This window comes from Hutsoniella sourekii ATCC 700629 (assembly GCF_000518205.1).
Classification (GTDB): Bacteria; Bacillota; Bacilli; order Lactobacillales; family Aerococcaceae; genus Hutsoniella; species Hutsoniella sourekii.
In genome coordinates this window covers 56,705-79,182 of the sequence record NZ_KI912399.1, presented here as the reverse complement: position 1 = coordinate 79,182, position 22,478 = coordinate 56,705, and the positions used below count along the sequence as shown (strand labels likewise).

Below are 22,478 nucleotides of genomic sequence, written 5' to 3'. Positions count from 1 at the left end.
CCCAACCAAAAAAAGCATCCGATTGTTCGGATGCTTTTTGCTAGTTAACAGAAATCCCAGGAGATGATCTTCTGGTTGTCTGCCACTTGAATCTCTTGTGAGTTGGACTCGAAGAGTTGGTCCAATTCTCTGAAGACCGCTTCGTGGTCAATCGCATTCTCTAAGCGGATGCCGTCGCTGTCTGATTGGTGTTCAAAGATAACTAGCGATGGGGTATGTTTGACGCCCATCTCGTGAGCAATCTTCTGGTCTCTTAGGAAGAGCTCACGGACAAAGTCTGAAGTTAAGTCACTAGAGAAGATCTCTAAGTCCAAGTGGACGCTGCGAGCGATCTCTTCTAGCACTTGCTTGACTTCTTGGTCACTTTGGCAAGCTCTCAAATCATCAAAGCGTTCTTGTGCTTGGAAGAGAAACTTGCGACCCAGCCGCTTGCCCTGCATGCTTGCCGCCTTATAGGCCAGACTGGCTAGGTAGATGCGGCGGAAATAGCGGTTACGCTGGGCTAGGGTCTTACCTTCTTCTGGATACCGGTTCATGAAGAGACGGGTAGTCTCTTGATTGTGAAAGGGTAAAATATGAAAATCCACCACTTGGGGTGCGATCAATCGAAAGGCATCGGTTAAATCCTTCTCACAGCGATAACATCGCTGTCCGATTGGATTGATGAATAAATAAAATTCAAATAAGTTTGGCTTGCCATTGTATCTATACTCAGGTCGATATTTAGGCAAAGGCATAGAAGAACCTCCTTTATTCAATACCAAAAAATTAATAGGTTAATATATATAAAACAGATATTTAGATACGCTATCTTTAAAGCTTAATCTAAATATATTTATTGAAATCCTTTTGATCTATTAATGATTATATAGCTCCTATCCAAAGGCGTCAAATGATAGGCCTTCTTGAATTTAGAGCGTACATTAGCGCTAAATGCCAGGTTATCCACCAGGGATCCCTGTCCCTAATTAGCCCATTATGTGGTAAACTAGTAGAGAAGTAGACTCATTGGAAAGGAGCCGGACATGTCTAAGAAAATATTGATTTTTGCCAATCAAGTAAAGGCCTCCCAAGAATTAAAGCAAGAGCTGATTGAGAAGATGGCTACTTGTTCTAACCTAACTTTGGTAGATAAACAAGAAGTTCCCGATTATATTATTACGATTGGAGGCGACGGAACCCTCTTGTCAGCCTTCCATGAATACAAGCATTTATTGAATACGGTGCAGTTTATCGGGATTCATACAGGTCATCTGGGCTTTTATACGGATTGGTTGGATACAGAGATTGACACCTTGGTGGATGACTTGTCCAAGAGCTCAGGGTCTTCGGTCTCCTATCCGCTCTTGGAAGCAACGATCGACTACCAGGATGGCCGGACCAGCCGTCAATTGGCCTTGAATGAAGTTTCGATTCGACCGCATCATGGCACTATTGTCTGTGACATCTTAGTCAAAGATGAGTATTTTGAGACGGTTAGAGGCGATGGCTTGTGTATTTCCACACCGACCGGGTCAACGGGACTCAATAAGTCTCACGGTGGGGCTGTCATTCACCCCCGGGTTGAAGCGATCCAGTTAACCAAGATGGGGGCGATTAATAACCGGGTTTACCGGTCGATGAATTCACCCATGGTCATTCCCCGGGATGAGTGGTTTGTGATCAAGCCTACAGACCGGACCCGCTATGTAACTCTAGCTGTGGATAACTTTGTGGACCATCAAGTAGAGATAGCTAGTATTCGCCTTCAAATAGCGAGTGAGCGGATTCAATTTGCTAGCTTCCGCCATATGCACTATTGGGACCGGGTGGAAAATGCCTTTATCGGCAACAAAAAAGATGAATTAAAGAGGGATTAACTTTGAGATTTGATTGGACTTATAGAGGAGCCGAACCGATTGAGATTCGGCGTTTTCTTTTGGATTTAGATTTGCCTCGACGCTTTGTCGCTAATGTGAAGGCTCATGGTGGGGTGCGCTTGAATGATCAGTTTGCGACCGTCCGCTACGCTATCCATCCGGGTGACCGCTTGACCTTACTGGCGCCCGATGAAGAAGGGCATGATACCGTTCCAGCTTCCGACTTACCGATTGAGGTGGTCTATGAAGACCGGGACTTGTTGGTTGTCAATAAGCCCAGCGATTGCGTCTCGATTCCCTCGGTTCAATGCCCGGATATTTCGATGGCAAATCGGGTAAAGGGCTACTACCAACGCCAAGGTTACGCCGACCAAGTCATTCATATTGTTACGCGACTAGACCGAGATACAAGTGGACTGATGCTTCTAGCCAAACACCGCTTGGCTCATGCCTTACTAGACCGCCAGTTACGGGCTGGTAGGATTCACAAGTTCTACCAGGCCATCTCTAGTCGAAGTGATTGGGAGGCTAGGGGCTTTATTGATGCGCCCATTGCCCGTAGTAAGGATTCCTTGATCACCCGCCGGGTTCATCCTAGTGGTAAGTCGGCCCAGACCGAGTGGTGGTTGGAAGAAAGCCTGAAAGAGTCGGCGCTCTTACGTCTGCAACTTCATACGGGTCGGACCCACCAGATTCGGGTCCACCTAGCCCATCAAGGCGGTCCCTTAGTAGGGGATGACTTGTATGGTGGGCCCTTGTATCCCAAGTTGAACCGCCAGGCCTTGCATTGTTGCCGCCTGGTTTTGGAACAGCCTTTTACTGGCCAAGCTATGGATATTCAACTATCATTACCAGAGGACATGCAAGCCTGGGTGGACCAGGATAGAATAAAGGAGAATTAGATGGAATATAAGGAACAATCTCATGAAGAAATCCTCGATTTGCTGGTCAAGGCTCTGGAAGCGGAGGACTTGGAAGGATTTCGTGAAGTCTTTTTGAGCTTACACTTCTACGACCAAGGTCAAGCCTTTATGGCTTTGAACCAGGAAGAACGCGACCAGGCCTACCGTTACCTGTCGGCCAAGGAAGTGGCCGATATGCTGGACACCATGGAAGAAGAGCATGAAGAAGCCCTGGAAGAATACTTGGAAGAGATGAATGACCAATATGCTGCTGACGTCTTGGATAGTATGTATGTCGATAATGCAGTCGACTTGATGAACCAGTTGGAAGATCCGGACCTAGTATCTAAGTACTTACACTTGATGCCGGTGGAATCCGGCCGTAAGATCAGCCAATTGATGAATTACTTGGATGAGACAGCCGGGTCGATTATGACTACTGAGTATGTTGCCGTCCAGGCCACTTGGACCCTGGCCCAGGCTTATGATTATATTCGTCAACAAGCCAAACTAGCTGAGACCATTTATTATGTCTATGTGGTGGATTCACTGAACCGACTCTTGGGTGTGATTTCCTTAAGGGACTTGATTGTTAATGCTGAAGACAAGTTAATTGAAGAGATCATGTCGCCACGGGTGATTACGGTTCATGTCAATGATGACCAAGAAGAAGTCGCGCAAAAGGTTCAAGATTATGACTTGCTGGCGCTGCCGGTTGTGGGTTTTGACCGGGAACTGCAGGGAATTATCACTGTTGATGATATCTTGGACGTCATGCAAGAAGAAGCTGAGAGTGACTATTCCGGGTTGGCGGCCGTTGACGTTAGTGAGAGTCACCACCACCCCTTGTCGGCTGCCAAGAGTCGCTTGCCTTGGTTGATTACCTTATTGTTTCTAGGGATGGGGACCTCAACCTTGATTAGTCAATACGGGCAACTTATTGAGGAAGTCTCTGTTTTGTCGGCTTTTGTTACCTTGATTACTGGAACAGCGGGGAATGCTGGTACCCAATCCTTGGCGGTAGCGGTCCGCAAGTTGACCAACAAGGACGAAGGAGATCACTTCTTTGATTCGGTTGGCTTTGAGTTGATTACGGGCTTGATTACCGGCTTGGTAGTGGGGCTGGCGGTCTTTGGGATTGTGATTGTCTGGCAGGGCAACATGATTCTAGGTTTTACGATTGGGATTGCGATGATGTCAGCCATTGTTGTCGCCAACTTGGCCGGATCCTTGATTCCCAAGCTGATGGACCGTTTGGGCTTTGACCCAGCGGTAGCTTCGGGGCCCTTTATCTCGACGCTATCTGATTTGACTTCTGTTTTTATTTATTTTTCGATTGCCCAGTTTTTCCTCTCGGCCTTGATTGGCTAGGGTTTGTGCTCTCCTTGGTGGAGGGCTTTTTTGCTGTTTAAGAGTTTTAGGCGACAAAAAAGCGCACCCGCCATCAGCTAGGTGCGCTCGGCTGGACGGAGCCAGCGAATAATCGATCAATAATTGCTTGTCTATAAAGTTCTTGAACCTTGTGGAAAACTATTTTGGTTGATTAATGGAAAAGAACAAGTCGTGGATGCTCTCGTTGAGGGCGTCCGCTACTTTTTGGCAAATGGTTGGTGAAGGTTGAAACTTTTGGGTTTCAATCAAGTTAATCATTTGCGGGTTCAATCCAGTTTTTCGAGCAAGGTCAAGTTGAGAGATTTGCGCGGATTGGCGCTTTTCTTTCACTTTATTCATCTAACATCACTCCATAAATCAAAATAACTTGAAGCTAGTGCTCCTTGAAATAACTATCGTCAATCAGACTAAGCCCGAAACGGTATCAACCGCGTCGGACTTAATTATAATCTTTCTGTGTATCGATGGCAAAGTTTTTGTCCATGAATACGTTTTATTGATCCAGAGGGTCTTTTTGTCAGTTTTAGTGGTGTCGTGTTTACATTTATGAATTTTTTAAGTATAATTTAAGGACAGGTGTAGAATAGATAGGCAGGTGAAAAAATGAGCCAAGATACACAATTAAGTTTGAGCTTGTTTGGTTATAATCGCGGACAAGTCCATGAGTGGATGAACCAACAACAGACCAAGTATAATGAATTGGAAGCCAAGCTCAAAGAATTGGAAGCTCAAAGTGAGGCCTTGAGTGATCAAGTGGCCCACTATCAAGCGATGGAAGAGACCTTGAAGCAAAGTATTATCGATGCCCACGTTACTGGGGAGCAAATCATCGAGAAGTCTAACTTGGAAGCGGAGACGATTATTGACCAAGCGCAAGTCCAAGCGGCTGAATATAAGGAGAACTTTGCTACTTCTAGTCGGGACCTAGCGACCAATGGGACGCTCTTGAAGAATAGCTTGAAGCAGATGAAGGCAGAGATGCAAGAAGTCTTAGACCAATATCAAGCCATTCTAGATGGAACTGACTTTGACAAGATCTACCCGCAAAAGCAGATCACCCGCATGATCCAGCAAGTCGATGATTATGAAAGTGATAAATTAATCGATGAAGACTTGGAATTGGCCGAGCCCTTAGCTGCCAACAGCCTGAGTGAAGCCGAGAAGCAAGAATTGGAACGCTTGATCCAAGAAGTGATGGCTAATGAAGGGGCAGCCAAGGCGGAGACCCCAGCTGATGAAAAGAGTAAATTAGTCGACTTCAAACAAGCCAACGCTAGCAATTAAACAAGACAAGGCCGGATAATAGGCAACTGATTGATCAGTGACAGCTATTATCCGGTTTTTTGCCGAGAAAGGATACAGGATGCAAGAAACATTAGCAGATAAGATTAATAAACGTCGCACCTTCGCGATTATCTCCCACCCGGATGCGGGTAAGACGACGATTACTGAGCAGTTGCTTCTATATAGTGGGGCGATTCGCCAGGCCGGAACCGTTAAGGCCAAGGGCAAAAAATCCAACAAGTTCGCCAAGTCCGACTGGATGGATGTAGAGAAGGAGCGGGGAATTTCGGTTACCAGTTCCGTGATGCAGGTAGATTATGATGGCTACCAGGTTAACATCGTCGATACCCCAGGTCACGAGGACTTCTCGGAAGATACTTACCGGACCTTGATGGCGGTGGATGCGGCAGTGATGGTAATCGATTCCGGTAAGGGGATTGAGCCTCAGACCAAGCGACTTTTTGAGGTGGCGAGTCACCGAGGAATTCCGATCTTTACCTTTATGAATAAGTTGGACCGGGACGGCTTGGAACCTTTGGACCTAGTGGCTGAATTGGAAGAGGTTCTAGGCATTGATGCTTACCCGATGAATTGGCCCATGGGGATGGGGATGAACTTACTGGGACTCTATGACCTCTACAACCAGCGGGTAGAGTTACGCGGTAAGGGTGAAGATGAGGCTGAGGTCTATATTGACTTGGATGAGAATGGGGAAGTTGCTGGGGATTATGACTTTAAAGAGTCATCGATTTATACCCAGGCGATGGAAGACGCCCAACTCTTACACGAGGCAGGTAACGACTTTGACCGCGAACGGATTGCGGCAGGTCAACTGACTCCGGTCTTCTTTGGTTCGGCCTTGACCGGCTTTGGTGTTCAGACCTTCTTGGATGCCTTTGTTGACTTGGCGCCAAGTCCGAAGCCAACCGTGACGGCGGATGACCGGTTGATTGAACCTACAGATGACCAGTTCACCGGCTTTGTCTTTAAGATTCAAGCCAATATGAATCCCGCTCACCGCGACCGGATTGCCTTTATCCGGATCTGCTCGGGCGAATTCGAGAAGGGGATGAATGTCACCTTGGACCGGACGGGCAAGACCTTACGTCTAGCCCATACCACCCAATTCATGGCTGATACTAGAGAAGAAGCCACTGAAGCGGTAGCTGGTGATATCATTGGCCTTTATGATACGGGGACCATTCAGATTGGGGACACAATCTACTCAGGCAAGCCAGCGGTGACCTTCCCGCCCCTGCCTCAGTTTACGCCGGAACTCTTTATGAAGGTGACGCCTAAGAACGTGATGAAGCAGAAGTCCTTCCATAAGGGGATGGCCCAACTGGTTCAAGAAGGGGCCATTCAAGTCTACCGGACCTACCATACCGAGGATTATATCTTGGGAGCGGTCGGCCAGCTCCAGTTCGAAATCTTCCAACACCGGCTCTTGCATGAATACAATGCCGAAGTGGAGATGACGCCGATGGGATCTAAGATTGCCCGTTGGATTGATCCAGAGGACTTGGATCCGAAGATGTCTTCCAGCCGTAACCTTTTGGTTAAAGACCTTGAAGACCGGCCTGTCTTCTTGTTTGAAAATACCTTTGCAGAGAACTGGTTCAAGGACAAACATCCAGACATTGAATTGACCAGTTTATTATAATCGCTTGAGAATTTTCTCACGTGAAAATGAAAATTGATAGCTAAAGTATTGTCGAATAATTAAAAAAATGGTATTCTTATTGGTGTAAGGGTTTGCCTTCAAACTCTAATATATATTAAAAGGGGAATGTCACATGGAAAAGAAAGATTTTAACATTATTGCAGAAACAGGAATTCACGCTCGTCCAGCTACTTTGTTAGTTCAAACAGCGAGCAAGTTCAACTCTGACCTTAACTTAGAATACAAAGGTAAGTCAGTTAACTTAAAATCTATCATGGGCGTTATGTCATTAGGTGTAGGCCAAGGTGCAGACGTAACAATCACTGCTGAAGGTGATGATGAGAAAGAAGCCATCGAAGCAGTAACTGAAACTATGCAAAAAGAAGGTCTTTCAGAATAATGTCAGACAACTTCATTAAAGGTATTGCGGCCAGTGATGGTATTGCGATTGCACCCGTGTACCTATTAACTGAGCCAGATCTATCATTCGAGAAGCAAACGATTGAAGATGTTGATGGCGAAGTCACTCGTTTGGATGCTGCCCTTCAACAAGCAACTGAAGAGATTACAGCTATCCGTGCGATTGCGGCTGAATCTTTAGGGGAAGAAGAAGCCCAAGTCTTTGATGCTCACTTAATGTTCTTAGAAGACCCTGAGTTTACTGGTCAAATTCGCGACGTTGTCAAGAATGACTCAGTGAACGCAGAAGCAGCGATGCGCCAAGTGTCTGATATGTTTATTGCTATGTTCTCTGCCATGGAAGACAACCCATATATGCAAGAACGGGCAGCAGATATCAAGGACGTGTCTGAACGTGTCTTAGCTGCTTTACTAGGTGTTAAATTACCAAGTCCTGCCACTATTTCTGAAGAAGTGATTGTGGTCGCTTATGACTTAACACCAAGTGATACTGCTCAATTAAACAAGAAGTATGTCAAGGCCTTTGCTACAGATATTGGTGGCCGGACTTCTCACTCTGCTATTATGGCTCGTTCTTTGGAAATTCCTGCCATTGTCGGAACCAAGGAGATCACTAGCCAGGTTAAAGACGGCGACTTGATCATTGTAGATGCCTTAGACGGTACCGTAGTTGTTAATCCTAGCCAAGAACAAGTGGCTGAATACGAAGCTAAGAAGGATGCTTTTGCTAAGCAACAAGCTGAATGGGCTGAGTTAAAGGATGCGGATACGGTAACCGCTGATGGTAAGCATATTGAACTCGCTGCTAACATCGGAACACCTAAAGACGTTGAAGGTGTCTTAAATAATGGCGCTGAAGCGGTCGGTCTATACCGGACAGAATTCCTCTATATGGATTCAACCGACTTCCCAACCGAAGATGAACAATACGAAGCTTATAAGACCGTATTGGAATCCATGGAAGGTAAGTCAGTAGTTGTTCGGACCATGGATATTGGTGGCGATAAGGAATTACCTTACTTAGAGTTACCTGAAGAGATGAACCCATTCTTGGGCTACCGGGCAATCCGTATTTGCTTGGACCGTCAAGATATGTTCAAGACTCAATTACGTGCCTTGCTACGTGCATCTGTTCATGGCCAATTAAAGATCATGTTTCCAATGATCGCGACCTTGCAAGAATTTCGTCAAGCTAAGGCTATCTTAGAGGAAGTTAAGCAAGACTTGTTGACTCAAGGTCAAGAAGTTAGCGACTCCATTGAAGTAGGTATTATGATTGAGATTCCAGCGGCAGCTGTCTTGGCAGACCAATTCGCCAAGGAAGTTGACTTCTTCTCAATTGGTACCAACGACTTGATCCAATACTCAATGGCTTCAGACCGGATGAACGAGCGCGTTTCTTACTTATACCAACCTTACAACCCATCGATCTTACGTTTAATCAAGAACGTTATTGATGCTTCACATGCTGAAGGTAAGTGGACAGGTATGTGTGGGGAAATGGCCGGAGACCAGACAGCCGTTCCACTATTAGTGGGTATGGGCTTGGATGAGTTCTCTATGAGTGCATCTAGCGTCTTGAAGACCCGTAGTCTCATGCGCAAGCTAGATTCCAAAGAAATGGAAGCCTTAGCAGACAAAGCCTTAAACGAATGCACAACTGCTGAAGAAGTAGTGGCATTGGTTGAAGAAGCCGTTGCTAAAGCCAATCAATAATCAACAATTTAGGACATTGTCCATTTTGACCTGAAGTCGCGTTAGCGAGCTTCAGGTTTTTTTGATTTTATGGTTTTTACTGGGATGGGCGCGGGATTTTAAATTTTCGTGTTTAAATTCTGGGCCGACTCCCTTATAATAGATAGGAGAATGGGAAATCCGTGAAAGGAGGCAGTCATGAAGATTGGAATGTTTACCGATACCTACTTCCCGCAAATCAGTGGGGTATCCAGCTCCATCCAAACGCTCAAGGAACAACTAGAAGCACGTGGTCACCAAGTGATTATCTTTACCACTACGGACCCGGAAGCTGACGTCCAAAATGGTTTGGTCCGTCTACCCAGTGTGCCTTTTGCTAGCTTTGAAGAGCGGCGGATTGCCTACAGCGGCTTGGACCGTAGCTTGAAGATTGCCCGTCAACACCACCTGGACTTGATTCATACTCATACCGAATTCTCCTTGGGTCTGGCGGGCAAGTATATTGCCTCTCGCTTGGGGATTCCCTTGGTTCATACCTATCACACCATGTATGAGAATTATACGCATTATATTATGGATGGGACCTTAATTAGCGGTCAGCATGTCCGGGTTCTGACTAAGATGTTCTGCAACCATGTGGATGCGGTAATTGCGCCTAGCCAGATGACTCAGGACAAGTTGCTGGAATATGGGTTGACTAGTCCGATCCATATTATCCCGACCGGTGTTGAAGTGCCTGATTGGGATGAAGCTAGCTACCAAGCCAACCGTCGGCAGATGCGGGCCCAGTACGGCTTAGAAGAAGTTGATCAAGTTCTCCTCTCCGTCTCGCGCCTATCTAAGGAAAAGCAGATCGACCAGATCATCCAGATGTTTAGCCACTTGCAAGATCAAAGTAATTGTCACTTAGTGATCGCAGGGGACGGCCCGGCTAAGGAAGAATTAGTAGACCAGGTCTCTAGTCTGGGTCTAGAGCGAGTTCTCTTTATTGGTGCGGTGGACCATGATCAAATCGATCGCCTTTATCAGATGGCGGACTTGTATGTTAATGCCAGTGAGTCGGAATCTCAGGGCTTGACCTATCTGGAAGCTCTGGTTAATCGTCTGCCAGTGATTGCTAAGCGCAATGAATTCTTAGACGGACTGATCACCGATCCAGCGATGGGCCACTTGTATGAAGACTTCAGTGACTTTCCTCAAGCAGTCAAGAACGCCTTGGCCCGCTTAACTAGCCAGGAGGGGGCAACTATCGACCAGGATCGTCTCTATCAGTTATCTTCTGACCGTTTTGGAGACCAGGTGGAGAGTCTCTACCTGGATCTAATCCAACACCCTGATAAGCGTCAACCGAGTCCAGCTGACCGCGTACAAGCTCATCTGGTGGCCCTCATCCGCAACACCCTCATCGGCAAAAAAGACGAATAAATCAAGGATATTTTCTTGCTTTTTGAGATGAGTTTGTTAAGATATACCACGAGACTTATAAGAGTTATGAAGACTACAAAAAAGGAGCACGTCTATATGAAATCTTCTGTATTAATTGGAATTATTAATCGCCTGGAAGCGATGACTCATGCTGAAGAAGAAGCGGAAGTTCGTCGTTTTGAACTAGAAGGCGTTGAGAAATGCCAAGTAACCTACTTCCCTAAGGAAGAGTCGTTTGAAATCAAGGAGAGTGCAACAGGTCAGTCTTATCGCTTTGACGACATTGACTTAGTCGCCATTGATATTTACGAATTATTGGCTTAATCAGATAGATCTTGGACACCCGACTGGCTGGATGAGGCTGGTTGGGTGTTTTTTGATTTTAGCTGATAGGGTGATGGTAGCTGTTCTTGCATTCCATCTAGAATCGCTGGGTGAATGTGAGTAGTCAAGTGAGAATCCGCCTTGACTCTGGTCTAGTAAGTGTCATGGCAGGCCTAGTATGGTATAATAAGAACGATAAATTCTTTTCTAGTCTGTCCTTGATGGGGGCTAGAAGGGGCATTGGCCACTAGGCCTATTGAATTGATAATAGGACGGAGAATAGAATGAAGAATTATATAACGCCGACATGGACGATCAACTCGCCTTATGATCTAACGCCTCAAGACCTACTGGCTCGAGGTATTCAAGCGGTGATTGTCGACTTGGATAATACCTTGTTGGCTTGGAATCAATATGAACACACCCAAGAGATGATGGACTGGGTGGAAGGAATCCGCCAAGAAGGGATCGGGATCTACCTCTTATCCAATAATAATTATGACCGGGTGATGAAGGTAGCTCAACCCTTGGACTTGGACTTTAGCTCAGGGGCCTTGAAGCCCAGACGTAAGTACTTCAAGTATGCCCTTGATGAATTAGCGGTTGATCCAGAATCAGTGGTTGTCATCGGCGACCAGATTATCACCGATGTCATCGGAGCTAACCGCAACCATCTCAAGAGCATCTTGGTAAAGCCGATGGTACCACATGACAATATCTATACTTGGTTTAACCGAACCATTGAGAAACTTGCCTTCAAGATTGTAGGCATCAATCCAAAAGAAGACTGGGGGAATACGCTTGACTAGAGCACATTATCAATGTATTGGCTGCGGCACACAAATCCAGACTGAAGACCCTAAGCAAGCCGGTTATCTACCAGCTTCCGCCTTGGCCAAAGGCTTAGAAAAAGGGGAATTCTACTGCCAACGTTGCTTTAGACTGAGAAATTATAATGAACTACAAGATTTGGACTTAGATGAAGATGTCTTCTTGGACCGCTTGTCACAAATTGCCTATGACGAGGCCTTTATTATTAATGTGATCGATATCTTTGATGTGGAGGGGTCGGTTATTTCAGGTCTTCACCGCTTTATCGGCTCCCAACCCTTTATTGTCGTAGCCAACAAGGTCGACCTCTTGCCTAAGGCTGTCAAGCTGAGCCGGGTCAAGCATTGGCTCCAGCATGAACTGGCCCAATATGGCCTTAAGCCCCAAGAGATTATCTTGGCTAGCGCTAAGAAGCCGGGCAGCCTAGAAGCCCTGACCCAAATCATCGAAAAACAAATTCAAAGCCGGAATGTCTATATTGTAGGAGTCACGAATGTCGGAAAGTCGACCTTAATTAATCAACTAATCCAACACTATGGAGGCGACCGGGAGATTATTACGACTTCCAATCATCCGGGAACCACCTTGGACTTGATTGAGATTCCACTGACCGAAGACCATGCGATTATTGATACGCCTGGTATCATTCGCTCCAGTCAACTGGCCCATTACTTGAATCGGGAGGATTTACAAGCCGTTTTGCCTAAGAAGACCTTTAAGCCTAAGACCTTTCAGTTGAATCCAGGGCAGACGATCTTTGTAGGAGGCTTGGCTCGGATCGACTTCACTCAAGGTGACCGTTCGGCCTTGACCTTCTATATGGCCAACGACTTGTATATGCACCGAACGAAGACTGAGCGCGCGGATGAAGTCTACCAGAAGCATGCCGGTGACTTGTTGAGCCCGCCAAGTCAGGCGGTTCCTAGTGACCAATGGGTCAAACAGTCCATCCGCCTCAATGGCCAAGAAGACGTGGCGATTTCTGGCTTAGGCTGGTTAACGTCCAATCAGGCGGTTGACTTAGATGTATGGACCTATCAAGGCGTGTCAGTGAGTAAGCGCGCGTCAATTATTTAGCCTTAGAAAGGATGAACTATTTGCAACTATCAAAAGCACAAAAGAAATATTTACGTAAAGTTTCCCACAAAGAACGGCCACTTTTTCAGATTGGTAAGCAAGGCTTAACGGAAGCCTTCCGCCAACAGCTAGAATCAGCCATTGACAAGCGGGAATTAATTAAGATTACCCTGCTACAAAACAGCGACGAAGAAGTCAATGAAGTAGCCCAAGTGATTGCCGATGACCTGGATTGCCTGATTGTTCAAACCATCGGATCAACGGCGGTCTTCTACCGTCCATCTAGCAAGGAGAAGAACCGGGTCTTGAGCCGGGAATTAGCGAAGATCAAAGGATAAAGGAGTAGAAAGCCATGGTTAAGATCCAAGAAACAGCCACTAGCCTACTATCAGAAGACTTGTTTGAAGCGGTCAACTTGACCCAAATGGCTAAAAAACCCAGCCCATTTGAACGCCACCGGATTGGGATACTAGGAGGAACCTTTAACCCACCCCACCTGGGTCATCTCTTGATTGCTGAACAGGTGGGTTGTCAGTTGGAATTAGATGAAGTGTGGTTTATGCCGACAGCTAAGCCCCCTCACGCTCCGGGTAAGAAGACCATTGCTTCCAGACACCGGCTAGAGATGACACAATTAGCCATCGCTTCCAACGACCTATTCAAGTTACAGCCTTACGAGATCCAGCGAGGAGGTACCAACTATACGGTGGATACCATGCGCCATTTTGTGGAGGTTTATCCTCAGTCTGATTTTTACTTTATTATTGGTCAGGACAGTGCCAATGACCTGCCAACTTGGCGGGGTGTGGATGAATTAGTTCAGCTCTGTCAGCTGGTGGGCGTTCAAAGGCCAGGACAAGCACCCTATGAGGGGCCTTATCCTATTTTGTGGGTGGATACGCCGACGGTGGACTTATCTTCCAGCGAGATTCGCCTGCGGGTCTACTTGGAGCAGTCGATTCGCTACCAGGTGCCTCGCCAGGTTGAAGACTATATTTATCAGCATGATCTCTATCATTTAGATATTTAGGAGGGTTAGTATGGACTATCAATTTGACTTGATTCAAGTAAGCCGGCAAGAACTGATTGAGAGTCTGGAAGTGGTCTTGTCGCCCAAGCGGTTCCAGCATGTCTTGCGAGTGGAGGAGACCGCTCTAGCTATGGCTGACGGACCTGATGTCAGCCCCATTGACCGGGAACGCTTATCAATTGCGGCCTTGATGCACGACTACGCCAAGGAATTACCCAGCCGGGAGATGCTGTCCTTGGCCCGGGCTTCCAGTGGGGACCCAGACTTGAGTCAAGGCGGCCACGGGGTCTGGCATGGCCCAGCAGCGGCTACTATTGCCCGCGACCAGTTGGGTTGTTCGGACTTGTTGATTCTAGAAGCCATCCGCGACCATACTACGGGTAATTTTGCGATGTCTTGGCAGAGTCAGGTGATTTTTGTCGCAGATTATATTGAGCCGGGTCGCCAGTTCGAATCGGCCCAACGAGCGCGCGACTATGTCAAAGCGGGACGCTTGGAAGCGGCGGTTCTGGAGAAGATGGTTGGGTCAATGGCTTCCATGGTCCAAAAACACCAGGCACTCTATCCCTTAAGTGTTGCCATCTATAATGAATGGACTCAAAAATTAAAGGAGAATGTATGAGAGAAGAAATTTTAAAACAAGTTGAAATTATCGTTAAGGCGGCGGATGACCGTCTCGGCCAACATATTATGGTCTTGGATGTGACCCAAGTGACTCCGATTGCGGATTACTTTATTATTATGGACGCCAAAAACGACCGCCAGCTACAAGCGGTAGTCACAGCTGTTAAGGATGCTGCTGATGAGCATGATATTCCGGTTAAGCATATTGAAGGTAAGGACAGTGGTCGTTGGATCCTGGTTGACCTAGGAGATATTATCGTCCACGTCTTCCATTATGAAGAGCGGGCCCATTACAACTTGGAAAATATTTGGGCGGACGCTCCCTTGGTGGACATCTCAGACTGGATTCAAGAAGCATGAGTTTCAAGGATATCGCTCCCGTCTATGACCGCTTCAACGACTTGTCTGTCTATGAATATTGGTTAGACTTCACCTTATCCTCCTTGGATCATGAGCCTGAATCCGTCTTGGACCTAGCTTGTGGGACGGGTTGGTTTAGCCAGTTGTTGGCTCCCTTTGTAGGCCAGGTGACGGGTGTGGATATTGATGAAGGGATGTTAGAAGTGGCCCGGCAGGAATTGGGTCAAGTAGGCAAAGTCTCCTTCTTAGCTGGAGATATGACAGCCTTAGACCTAGCTAGTGACCAGTATGACTTGGTGGTCTGCTTCTTGGATTCCTTGTGCTTTCTAGAGTCCTTAGACCAAGTTCAAAAGGCGCTAGCTGAAGCCTACCGGGTCTTGAAGCCGGGAGGGTGCTTCTTGTTTGACGTTTGGACACCAGATTATTTGTTGGAGGCCTTTAGCGATTTTTCTTATTTTGACCAGGATGAGTCAGCGGCTCTCTTGTGGGAGTCGACGAGTGATTATTGGGAAGATAGTCCGGGGGCTGTTCAAGCGGTTCACCATTTAACCGTCTATGAAAAGATGGCAGGCTCTCCTTATTATCAACGACTTCAAGCGGACTTGCGTGAGCGGACCTATCCCTTGACTGCTTACTTGGAGGCGATGATTCAGGCGGGCTTTGACCAGGAGGCTCTGCAAATATTAGTGGACTATGGTCAAACGCCTTACCAGGGACAGGCCAGCGACCGGTGGTTTGTCCGTGCTTATAAGTAGGAGGGGATGCTTGTGACGGTTGTCGGTCTGATTACGGAATACAATCCCTTCCACTTAGGCCACCTGGCCCAGCTACAAGCTATTCGCGACCAGTTAAACCCGGAGGTCTTAGTGGTCTTGATGAGTGGGAATGTTGTCCAAAGGGGTGACTTTGCGGTCTTAGACAAGTGGGCCCGGGCTCGCTTGGCCCTGGATGCAGGGGCGGACCTGGTGGTGGAACAGGCCCTAACGGCCACCCTGCAATCGGCTGATTATTTTGCTAGTCGGAATGTCCAGTCGATGTCTCAATTAGGGGTTGACTGTCTAGTCTTTGGTAGCGAAGTGGCCGGGACTCAAGATCTAGAGGCTCTGGCTCAGCTGGAAGCGGGCCACCAAGCTCTTTTTGACCGGTGCTTGCAGACGCTCCTTAAGCAGGGCTTAAGCTATGCGAGTAGCTACCAGCAGGCTCTAGCGGGTCTGCCGGGCTATCAGGATCTAGGCTTTGATCCTAGCCAACCCAACCATTTGTTGAATATTCAATATTATAAGAGTAACCAAAAGTTGGCCCGTCCTATGAAGCTCTATAGCTTGCCTCGCTATCAAAGGGACGGCCAAGGCCGGGAAATTCTAAGCGGCAGTCAAATCCGTCAACAGCTGCAACAAAATGGAGGAGAGCTGGAGAGGCTTCAAGGGCTACCGGGAATGACTCTTCAAGCACTTGCAGGCCAGTTCCAGCCTTCAATTAGTGCTTACTTTCCTTATTTGAAGTATCAGTGCCTTGTCTTAGGGCCTAAAGGCTTAGCCCAGATTCAGGGCATGAAGGAAGGCTTTGAAGTGAAGGTCTATCAGGAGATCAGCCAGGCTCAGACTTTTCAAGACTTGGAGGATCGCTTAACTTCTAAGCGTTGGAGCCGGGCCAGCATCCGGCGCTTATTGATGATGGTCTTGTTAGGGATCAGCCAAGCTGATTGGGAAGAGGAATTAAGGCGACAAGAAGAAGCTCCCCTCTTACGTTTATTGGCCTTTAGCCCTGAGGGGCGGGCTTACCTGAACCAGCAGCGCGACCACTTGGGGGTGATCTTGATGAGTAATTACCGCCAGAACCTGGTGGATCGCTACGTCTTGACGATCAAGGCCAGTCAGATTCAAGATTTACTGAGTGACCAGGCTCTTTTGGATAGAGAGTATAGAGGATATCCCCAGACGCGGAAAAGTCTGGAAAATTAGATTAAGAATATTGACAAGATTTGAATTATTGCCTATAATTAATCTTGTCGTTTTAGAGGTGATAAAGATGAAATGGACGATTCGTGAAATTAAAGAACATCCAGAAGATGTTGTCAGCTTCCAGCATGATCTTGAAGTTGATGAAGAATTGATGAATCGTAATGACCAGATCCTGGCAGTTGATTCGGTTTCAATTGCTGGATACTTCACTCTTGTAGATGCTTCGGTGTATCTGCATGGGGAAGTTGATGCGACAGTCACTGTACCATCCACTCGTAGTCTAAAACCCGTAACCATCCATTTGTCAGTACCAGTCAAGGAGCGGTATGTCTATGAAGAAGACGACCATCCAGAGGATCTTCTATCAGAAGAGACGACCTTGGTGTTGACACATGATTATATTGATTTAGATGAAGTAGCCATCGATTCCATTCTCTTGAATATTCCGAATCGAGTTTTGGCTGAAGGTGAAGAAGCGGGAGACTTTCCATCTGGAGATGATTGGACAGTAATTACTGAAGAAGATTTGGCCCTTCAACGTGAAGCAGCCAAAGAAAATACAGTCGATCCACGCTTTCAAGCCTTGAAGACGCTATTGGATGATTCCACCGATTCATCCAAGGAATGACCAGACCAACAGGAGGTGTAAGTAATGGCAGTACCAAAGAGAAAAACATCAAAAGCAGCTAAGAGAAAACGTCGTACGCATAAGAAATTACAAATCCCAGGAATGACAGCATGCCCACAATGTGGTGAGTTCAAACTCAGCCACCGTGTATGCCCATCTTGCGGATACTACGATGGAAAACAAGTAACTGAATAAGTCTTGTCCAAGCAATCCCGATCCATATCAAATGGGCCGGGATTTTTTGTTTCGATGGGTCTATTAGGTGTGAAACTAATTTGGTATCTAAATGTCTTGGTCTATTAGGTGTGAAACTAATTTGGCATCTAAATGTCTTGGTCTATTGGGTGTGAAACTAATTTGGTATCTAAATGAGTTGATCTATTAGGTGCGAAATAAATTTGGTATCTAAATGAGTTGATCTATTAGGTGCGAAAAAATTTTGGCATCTAAATAATTTGGTCTATTAGGTGCGAAATAAGTTTGGTATCTAAATGAGTTGATCTATTGGGTGCGAAAAAATTTTGACATCTAAATGAATTGATCTATTAGCTACGAAACCAATTTGGTATCTAAATAGTTCAGTCTATTGACCACAAAATAAATTTGGTACCTAAATGCCTCCCTCTTTTTTCTAACGAGTGATCCTTCTACTTGACCTTCTTTGACCATATCGTTATAATGAATAAGAATTAAAGCATAGGAGGTTATGTATGTTAGTACCTACAGTTATTGAACAGACGTCCCGTGGGGAACGTGCTTATGATATTTATTCTCGCTTATTAATTGACCGTATTATTATGCTGAGTGGGGAAGTGAATGACCAAATGGCCAACAGTGTCATTGCTCAGCTCTTATTCCTAGACGCTCAAGACCCTGAAAAAGATATCTACATCTATATCAACAGCCCAGGTGGCTCAGTGACCGCTGGTATGGCTATCTATGATACCATGCAGTTTGTGAATGCGGATGTGGTAACGATTGTGACCGGTCTAGCTGCTTCAATGGGTTCAATTCTATTGATTGGGGGAGCTAAGGGTAAACGCTTCGCCTTACCGAATTCCGAAGTTCTAATCCACCAACCACTAGGTGGGGTTCAAGGGCAAGCATCAGAAATTGAGATCACCGCCAAGCATATCTTATTAACAAAAGAGCGTCTCAAGGGCGTGCTAGCTGAACGATCAGGCCAAGATCCAGAAAAAGTGGAAAAAGATATGGACCGTGACTACTGGATGACAGCTGAGGAAGCCAAAGAATACGGTATCATCGATGAGATCATGGTCTCTTCCAAGAAGCTCAAGGAAGAAGCTAGTAAAAAATAAAATATAAATTAAATTTCATCAGACCTAGTCTTCAAGACTGGGTCTTTTTTTGTTGATTGTGCACTAAGGCTGAAAAACTTACTATTCCATTTCCATAAATAAGGCATAACAAAAGGGATATAATGAAAATTTATCAGATGGACAAAAAGCGCCCAACAAAAATAAGATCTAAGGGAATTAAAAAGCCCGATTTGTTTGAATAATACTTAAAGTCATGATATTATATAATATATGGACGGATGATGTAATTGAACCGAGCGCTGACCCGGATGGGTTGGAACTGGACATTGTTCGACCATGAAGGGGGAAGACGATGAAGGATGTTTTTTCTCTTTTGCAAGCAGTTGTACCAGATGTTGATGAGGTCTTTAATAAGCGTTTAAGAATTATGTTCACTTTAGCTGAATCCAAGAGCCGGATTGGCCGTCAGATGTTGGCTAAGGAAGTTCAGATGACTGAGCGAAGTTTACGGACCAATATCGACTATCTTAAAGGCAGTCATATTGTGGATACAACCCGTCAGGGAATCCAGTTGACTGATTATGGTCGGAGGCTTTTGACAACGATACAAGATGAACTCGTAGGGAGCCCAGAATCTTATCGACTCTATGACTTGGAGCATCAACTACGAGACTACTTGGGGATTGCCCATTGTGTGGTGGTTCCGGGTAATGCTGAAGAAGATAGTCTTGTCTATCAATTGATGGGCCGGGCCGTTCAACAGCTCTTAATTCGTCACTTGAAGTTAGGTGAGTGTGTCGTGGCAGTGACTGGTGGTTCAACACTAGCTAATATCGCGACCGCCTTTAGTCCAGACTTATCTTATAAGCGGGACCTAACTTTTGTACCCACAAGGGGCGGATTTGGGGGAACTGTAGAGATTCAATCCAATTCAGTTGGCGGTTTGATGGCCGAGCGGACACGATCTAATTATGTGCCCCTCTTTATGCCCGAGAACTTAGCGATTGAGACTTCAGAACTCTTACTGAAGGATCCATCAATTGCTCGGGCGATTGAGATGAGTCGGCAGGCAGATTGTCTCTTATTAAGTGTAGGTCAAGCAGAAGTGATGGCTCAAAGACGGGACATCACGGATGATCAACAACAAGCTGTGATTAATCAAGAAGCGGTAGGTGAAGCTTTTGGGACCTTCTATGACTTGGAAGGTAATCCGGTGGTTACTTACCCGCGTATTGGCTTGCAGTTAGCTGACTTGGAACATATTCCACTTATCATTACCGTTGTCGGTGGGGCTAGTAAGGCCCAAGCTATTAAAGGTTTCTACCAATTAATCCCCAGTAGGGGTTGGTTGGTCTGCGATGCAAGCTTAGCAAATATGGTTTTAAATGGGGGAACCCTTTAGAATAATTTTATATCCTTAAGGAGGAGATTTACTTTATGACAGTAAAAGTAGGTATTAATGGTTTTGGACGTATTGGGCGTTTAGCATTCCGTCGTATTCAAGACGTTGAAGGAATTGAAGTTGTAGCAATCAACGACTTAACAGATCCTGATATGTTAGCACACTTATTAAAATACGATACAACTCAAGGACGCTTCGAAGGCGAAGTTGAAGTTGAAGAAGGTGCCTTCAAAGTTAACGGTAAAGAAGTTAAAGTATACAGCCAACCTAATCCAAACGAAATCCCATGGGGTGACTTAGGGGTTGAAATCGTTCTAGAAGCAACTGGTTTCTTCACATCTAAAGAAAAAGCTGAGCTTCACTTACAAGGTGGCGCTAAGAAAGTGGTTATCACTGCTCCAGGTGGATCAGATGTACCAACTATCGTTTACAACACTAACCATGACATCCTAACAGGAGACGAAACAGTTATCTCTGGTGCTTCATGTACAACTAACTGTCTAGCTCCTCTAGCAGCAGCTTTAGACAAGCACTTTGGAATCAAACAAGGTCTAATGTCTACAATCCACGCTTACACTGGGGACCAAAACACCCTTGACGCACCACACCGTAAAGGTGACAAACGTCGTGCGCGTGCAGCTGCTGAAAACATTATCCCTAACACAACAGGTGCTGCTAAGGCAGTAGGTCAAGTATTACCACACTTAAATGGTAAATTAGACGGATCTGCACAACGTGTACCAGTTGCTACAGGTTCAATTACAGAATTCTATGCAATCTTAGAAAAAGACGTTACAGTTGAAGAAGTTAACGCTGCAATGAAGGAAGAAGCTAACGAATCATTTGGTTACAATGAAGATCCAATCGTTTCTTCTGATATCGTAGGAATGAGCTTTGGTTCATTATTCGATGCTACATTGACAAACGTTCAAGAAGTTGACGGTAAGCAATTAGTTAAGACTGCTTCTTGGTATGATAACGAAATGTCATACACTGCTCAATTAGTTCGTACATTAGAGTACTTCGCTAAGCTATAATTTGATAGTAGTTTAGAACGTCTATCCAGACGAGGCGGGGAGACAGGCGTTGTCTTCCCGCTATTTCTTTAAGAAAAGGAGAATGAATATGACCAAAAAAACAGTCAGAGACTTAGATGTAGCAGGTAAAACAGTCCTAGTTCGTGTGGACTATAACGTACCGATGGAAGATGGTCAGATTACGGATGATAACCGTATCGTTGCTTCATTAGAAACATTAAACTACTTGATTGACCAAGACGCTAAGCTAGTCTTGTTTGCTCATATGGGTAAAGTAAAGACTGAAGAAGATAAGGTAGCTAACGACCTACGTCCAGTGGCAGAGCACTTAAGCAAGTTATTGGATAAGGAAGTTGTTTTCTCACCTGAAACACGTGGGGAAGAATTAGAAGCTAAGGTTAAAGCCCTTCAAGCAGGCGATGTCTTGCTTGTTCAAAATACGCGTTACGAAGATATTGATGGCAAGAAAGAATCTGGTAATGATCCAGAACTTGGTAAGTACTGGGCTAGCCTAGGTGACGTTTTTGTTAACGATGCCTTCGGTACGGCTCACCGTGCTCACGCTTCTAACGTTGGAATTGCTTCTAACTTAGATTCTGGTGTTGGCTTCTTGATCGAAAAAGAATTAAAATTCTTCGGTGAAGCCGTTGATAATCCTAAGCGTCCATTTGTAGCGATTGTCGGAGGAGCTAAGGTTTCTGATAAGATCAAAGTGATCGAAAAATTATTAGAAAAAGCCGATAAAGTCTTAATTGGTGGGGGAATGGCCTATACTTTCTTGAAGTCTCAAGGAAAAGAAATTGGTAACTCTCTCGTTGAAGACGACCGTCTAGAGTTAGCAGCTGATTTATTAGCTAAGTCTGGAGATAAGTTAGTCTTACCAGTGGATATCACAGTAGCGGATGACTTCTCTAATGATGCTAACACGCAAATCGTTTCTGTGGATGAGATTCCTGCGGAATGGGAAGGTCTAGATTGCGGACCGAAGACCGTTGAACTATACAGCGAAATCTTAGCCGATGCCAAGACTGTTGTCTGGAATGGCCCAATGGGTGTATCTGAAATTCCAGCCTTTGCTCATGGAACGATTGGTGTATGTAAGGCCATCGCTAAATTAGACGATGCTACAACCATTGTTGGTGGGGGAGACTCTGCAGCTGCTGTTAGCAAGTTAGGCTTCGAAGATGAATTCAGCCACATCTCAACCGGTGGTGGTGCTTCACTTAAATACTTAGAAGGGGCAGAACTTCCAGGTATTGAAGCGATTGCTGATAAATAATTTTG

Annotated in this window: 26 protein-coding genes; 23 read left to right on the top strand and 3 right to left on the bottom strand. The window is 45.7% G+C overall.

What is annotated here, in order from left to right; genetic code table 11:
• Nucleotides 1–44: 44 nt before the first annotated feature.
• Nucleotides 45–737 carry a DsbA family protein gene (locus T408_RS11440; RefSeq protein ID WP_051444871.1) on the bottom strand — a complete coding sequence of 231 codons (693 nt, stop codon included), beginning with the start codon at nt 735–737 and terminating at the stop codon, nt 45–47.
• A gap of 288 nt (nt 738–1,025) precedes the next feature.
• Between T408_RS11440 and T408_RS0109315 the strand changes: the two genes are divergently transcribed.
• The 3 genes from T408_RS0109315 to mgtE are packed head-to-tail and all read left to right on the top strand — an operon-like array spanning nt 1,026 to nt 4,132.
• Entirely contained in the window at nt 1,026–1,859 is an 834-nt protein-coding gene (locus T408_RS0109315; protein ID WP_028119672.1) for an NAD kinase, read from the top strand.
• A 2-nt stretch (nt 1,860–1,861) separates the two neighbouring features.
• Nucleotides 1,862–2,761, top strand: a complete 900-nt coding sequence (locus T408_RS0109310) for an RluA family pseudouridine synthase (protein WP_028119671.1) — start codon at nt 1,862–1,864, stop codon at nt 2,759–2,761.
• Nucleotides 2,762–4,132, top strand: coding sequence for a magnesium transporter (gene mgtE / locus T408_RS0109305; RefSeq protein WP_028119670.1), 1,371 nt, complete (start codon nt 2,762–2,764; stop codon nt 4,130–4,132).
• A 159-nt stretch (nt 4,133–4,291) separates the two neighbouring features.
• Here mgtE and T408_RS0109300 read toward each other — a convergent pair whose 3' ends face one another.
• Nucleotides 4,292–4,492: a helix-turn-helix transcriptional regulator gene (locus tag T408_RS0109300; RefSeq protein WP_028119669.1), complete on the bottom strand. Its 201-nt coding sequence runs from the start codon at nt 4,490–4,492 to the stop codon at nt 4,292–4,294.
• Between the two features lie 264 nt (nt 4,493–4,756).
• Between T408_RS0109300 and T408_RS11880 the strand changes: the two genes are divergently transcribed.
• The 6 genes from T408_RS11880 to T408_RS0109270 all read left to right on the top strand — a co-directional run bounded on the left by T408_RS11880 (nt 4,757) and on the right by T408_RS0109270 (nt 10,964).
• On the top strand, nt 4,757–5,437 hold the full coding sequence (locus tag T408_RS11880; RefSeq protein WP_051444870.1) for a DivIVA domain-containing protein: 681 nt from the start codon (nt 4,757–4,759) through the stop codon (nt 5,435–5,437).
• A 79-nt stretch (nt 5,438–5,516) separates the two neighbouring features.
• Entirely contained in the window at nt 5,517–7,100 is a 1,584-nt protein-coding gene (locus T408_RS0109290; protein WP_028119668.1) for a peptide chain release factor 3, read from the top strand.
• 133 nt (nt 7,101–7,233) lie between these two features.
• Complete coding sequence (locus T408_RS0109285; protein ID WP_028119667.1) at nt 7,234–7,500, top strand: phosphocarrier protein HPr; 267 nt, start codon at nt 7,234–7,236, stop codon at nt 7,498–7,500.
• Nucleotides 7,500–9,236, top strand: a complete 1,737-nt coding sequence (gene ptsP / locus T408_RS0109280) for a phosphoenolpyruvate--protein phosphotransferase (protein ID WP_028119666.1) — start codon at nt 7,500–7,502, stop codon at nt 9,234–9,236. Before T408_RS0109285 ends, ptsP begins: the two co-directional genes overlap by 1 nt.
• Before the next feature lie 177 nt (nt 9,237–9,413).
• Nucleotides 9,414–10,640: a glycosyltransferase family 4 protein gene (locus T408_RS0109275; protein ID WP_028119665.1), complete on the top strand. Its 1,227-nt coding sequence runs from the start codon at nt 9,414–9,416 to the stop codon at nt 10,638–10,640.
• A gap of 96 nt (nt 10,641–10,736) precedes the next feature.
• A complete protein-coding gene (locus tag T408_RS0109270) occupies nt 10,737–10,964 on the top strand; it encodes a YkuJ family protein (RefSeq protein ID WP_028119664.1) in 228 nt (75 codons plus the stop codon).
• Here the strand turns inward: T408_RS0109270 and T408_RS12300 are convergent.
• Nucleotides 10,961–11,092, bottom strand: coding sequence for a hypothetical protein (locus T408_RS12300; RefSeq protein ID WP_268870443.1), 132 nt, complete (start codon nt 11,090–11,092; stop codon nt 10,961–10,963). The two genes, T408_RS0109270 and T408_RS12300, sit on opposite strands and share 4 nt — an antisense overlap.
• Nucleotides 11,093–11,248: 156 nt before the next feature.
• Between T408_RS12300 and T408_RS0109265 the strand changes: the two genes are divergently transcribed.
• The 14 genes from T408_RS0109265 to T408_RS0109200 all read left to right on the top strand — a co-directional run bounded on the left by T408_RS0109265 (nt 11,249) and on the right by T408_RS0109200 (nt 22,473).
• A complete protein-coding gene (locus T408_RS0109265) occupies nt 11,249–11,773 on the top strand; it encodes a YqeG family HAD IIIA-type phosphatase (RefSeq protein ID WP_028119663.1) in 525 nt (174 codons plus the stop codon).
• Nucleotides 11,766–12,872 (top strand): ribosome biogenesis GTPase YqeH, encoded by a 1,107-nt coding sequence (gene yqeH, locus T408_RS0109260; protein ID WP_028119662.1) that lies wholly within the window; start codon nt 11,766–11,768, stop codon nt 12,870–12,872. Before T408_RS0109265 ends, yqeH begins: the two co-directional genes overlap by 8 nt.
• Before the next feature lie 20 nt (nt 12,873–12,892).
• A complete protein-coding gene (locus T408_RS0109255; RefSeq protein ID WP_028119661.1) occupies nt 12,893–13,210 on the top strand; it encodes a YhbY family RNA-binding protein in 318 nt (105 codons plus the stop codon).
• A gap of 14 nt (nt 13,211–13,224) precedes the next feature.
• Nucleotides 13,225–13,902 carry a nicotinate-nucleotide adenylyltransferase gene (locus T408_RS0109250; RefSeq protein WP_028119660.1) on the top strand — a complete coding sequence of 226 codons (678 nt, stop codon included), beginning with the start codon at nt 13,225–13,227 and terminating at the stop codon, nt 13,900–13,902.
• A 10-nt stretch (nt 13,903–13,912) separates the two neighbouring features.
• Nucleotides 13,913–14,524 carry a bis(5'-nucleosyl)-tetraphosphatase (symmetrical) YqeK gene (yqeK, locus tag T408_RS0109245; RefSeq protein ID WP_028119659.1) on the top strand — a complete coding sequence of 204 codons (612 nt, stop codon included), beginning with the start codon at nt 13,913–13,915 and terminating at the stop codon, nt 14,522–14,524.
• Complete coding sequence (gene rsfS / locus T408_RS0109240) at nt 14,521–14,886, top strand: ribosome silencing factor (protein ID WP_028119658.1); 366 nt, start codon at nt 14,521–14,523, stop codon at nt 14,884–14,886. The genes yqeK and rsfS overlap by 4 nt, the downstream gene beginning before the upstream one ends.
• On the top strand, nt 14,883–15,641 hold the full coding sequence (locus tag T408_RS0109235; protein ID WP_028119657.1) for a class I SAM-dependent methyltransferase: 759 nt from the start codon (nt 14,883–14,885) through the stop codon (nt 15,639–15,641). Before rsfS ends, T408_RS0109235 begins: the two co-directional genes overlap by 4 nt.
• A 6-nt stretch (nt 15,642–15,647) precedes the next feature.
• Nucleotides 15,648–16,847 (top strand): nucleotidyltransferase family protein, encoded by a 1,200-nt coding sequence (locus tag T408_RS11875; protein ID WP_084544025.1) that lies wholly within the window; start codon nt 15,648–15,650, stop codon nt 16,845–16,847.
• A gap of 67 nt (nt 16,848–16,914) precedes the next feature.
• Nucleotides 16,915–17,475 (top strand): YceD family protein, encoded by a 561-nt coding sequence (locus tag T408_RS0109225; RefSeq protein ID WP_028119656.1) that lies wholly within the window; start codon nt 16,915–16,917, stop codon nt 17,473–17,475.
• Between the two features lie 24 nt (nt 17,476–17,499).
• Nucleotides 17,500–17,670 carry a 50S ribosomal protein L32 gene (gene rpmF, locus T408_RS0109220; RefSeq protein WP_028119655.1) on the top strand — a complete coding sequence of 57 codons (171 nt, stop codon included), beginning with the start codon at nt 17,500–17,502 and terminating at the stop codon, nt 17,668–17,670.
• Between the two features lie 515 nt (nt 17,671–18,185).
• A complete protein-coding gene (gene clpP / locus T408_RS0109215) occupies nt 18,186–18,794 on the top strand; it encodes an ATP-dependent Clp endopeptidase proteolytic subunit ClpP (protein ID WP_028119654.1) in 609 nt (202 codons plus the stop codon).
• 313 nt (nt 18,795–19,107) lie between these two features.
• Complete coding sequence (locus T408_RS0109210; protein WP_028119653.1) at nt 19,108–20,157, top strand: sugar-binding transcriptional regulator; 1,050 nt, start codon at nt 19,108–19,110, stop codon at nt 20,155–20,157.
• 35 nt (nt 20,158–20,192) lie between these two features.
• Nucleotides 20,193–21,194 (top strand): type I glyceraldehyde-3-phosphate dehydrogenase, encoded by a 1,002-nt coding sequence (gene gap / locus T408_RS0109205; RefSeq protein ID WP_028119652.1) that lies wholly within the window; start codon nt 20,193–20,195, stop codon nt 21,192–21,194.
• An 88-nt stretch (nt 21,195–21,282) separates the two neighbouring features.
• Complete coding sequence (locus tag T408_RS0109200) at nt 21,283–22,473, top strand: phosphoglycerate kinase (RefSeq protein WP_028119651.1); 1,191 nt, start codon at nt 21,283–21,285, stop codon at nt 22,471–22,473.
• Nucleotides 22,474–22,478: the final 5 nt, after the last annotated feature.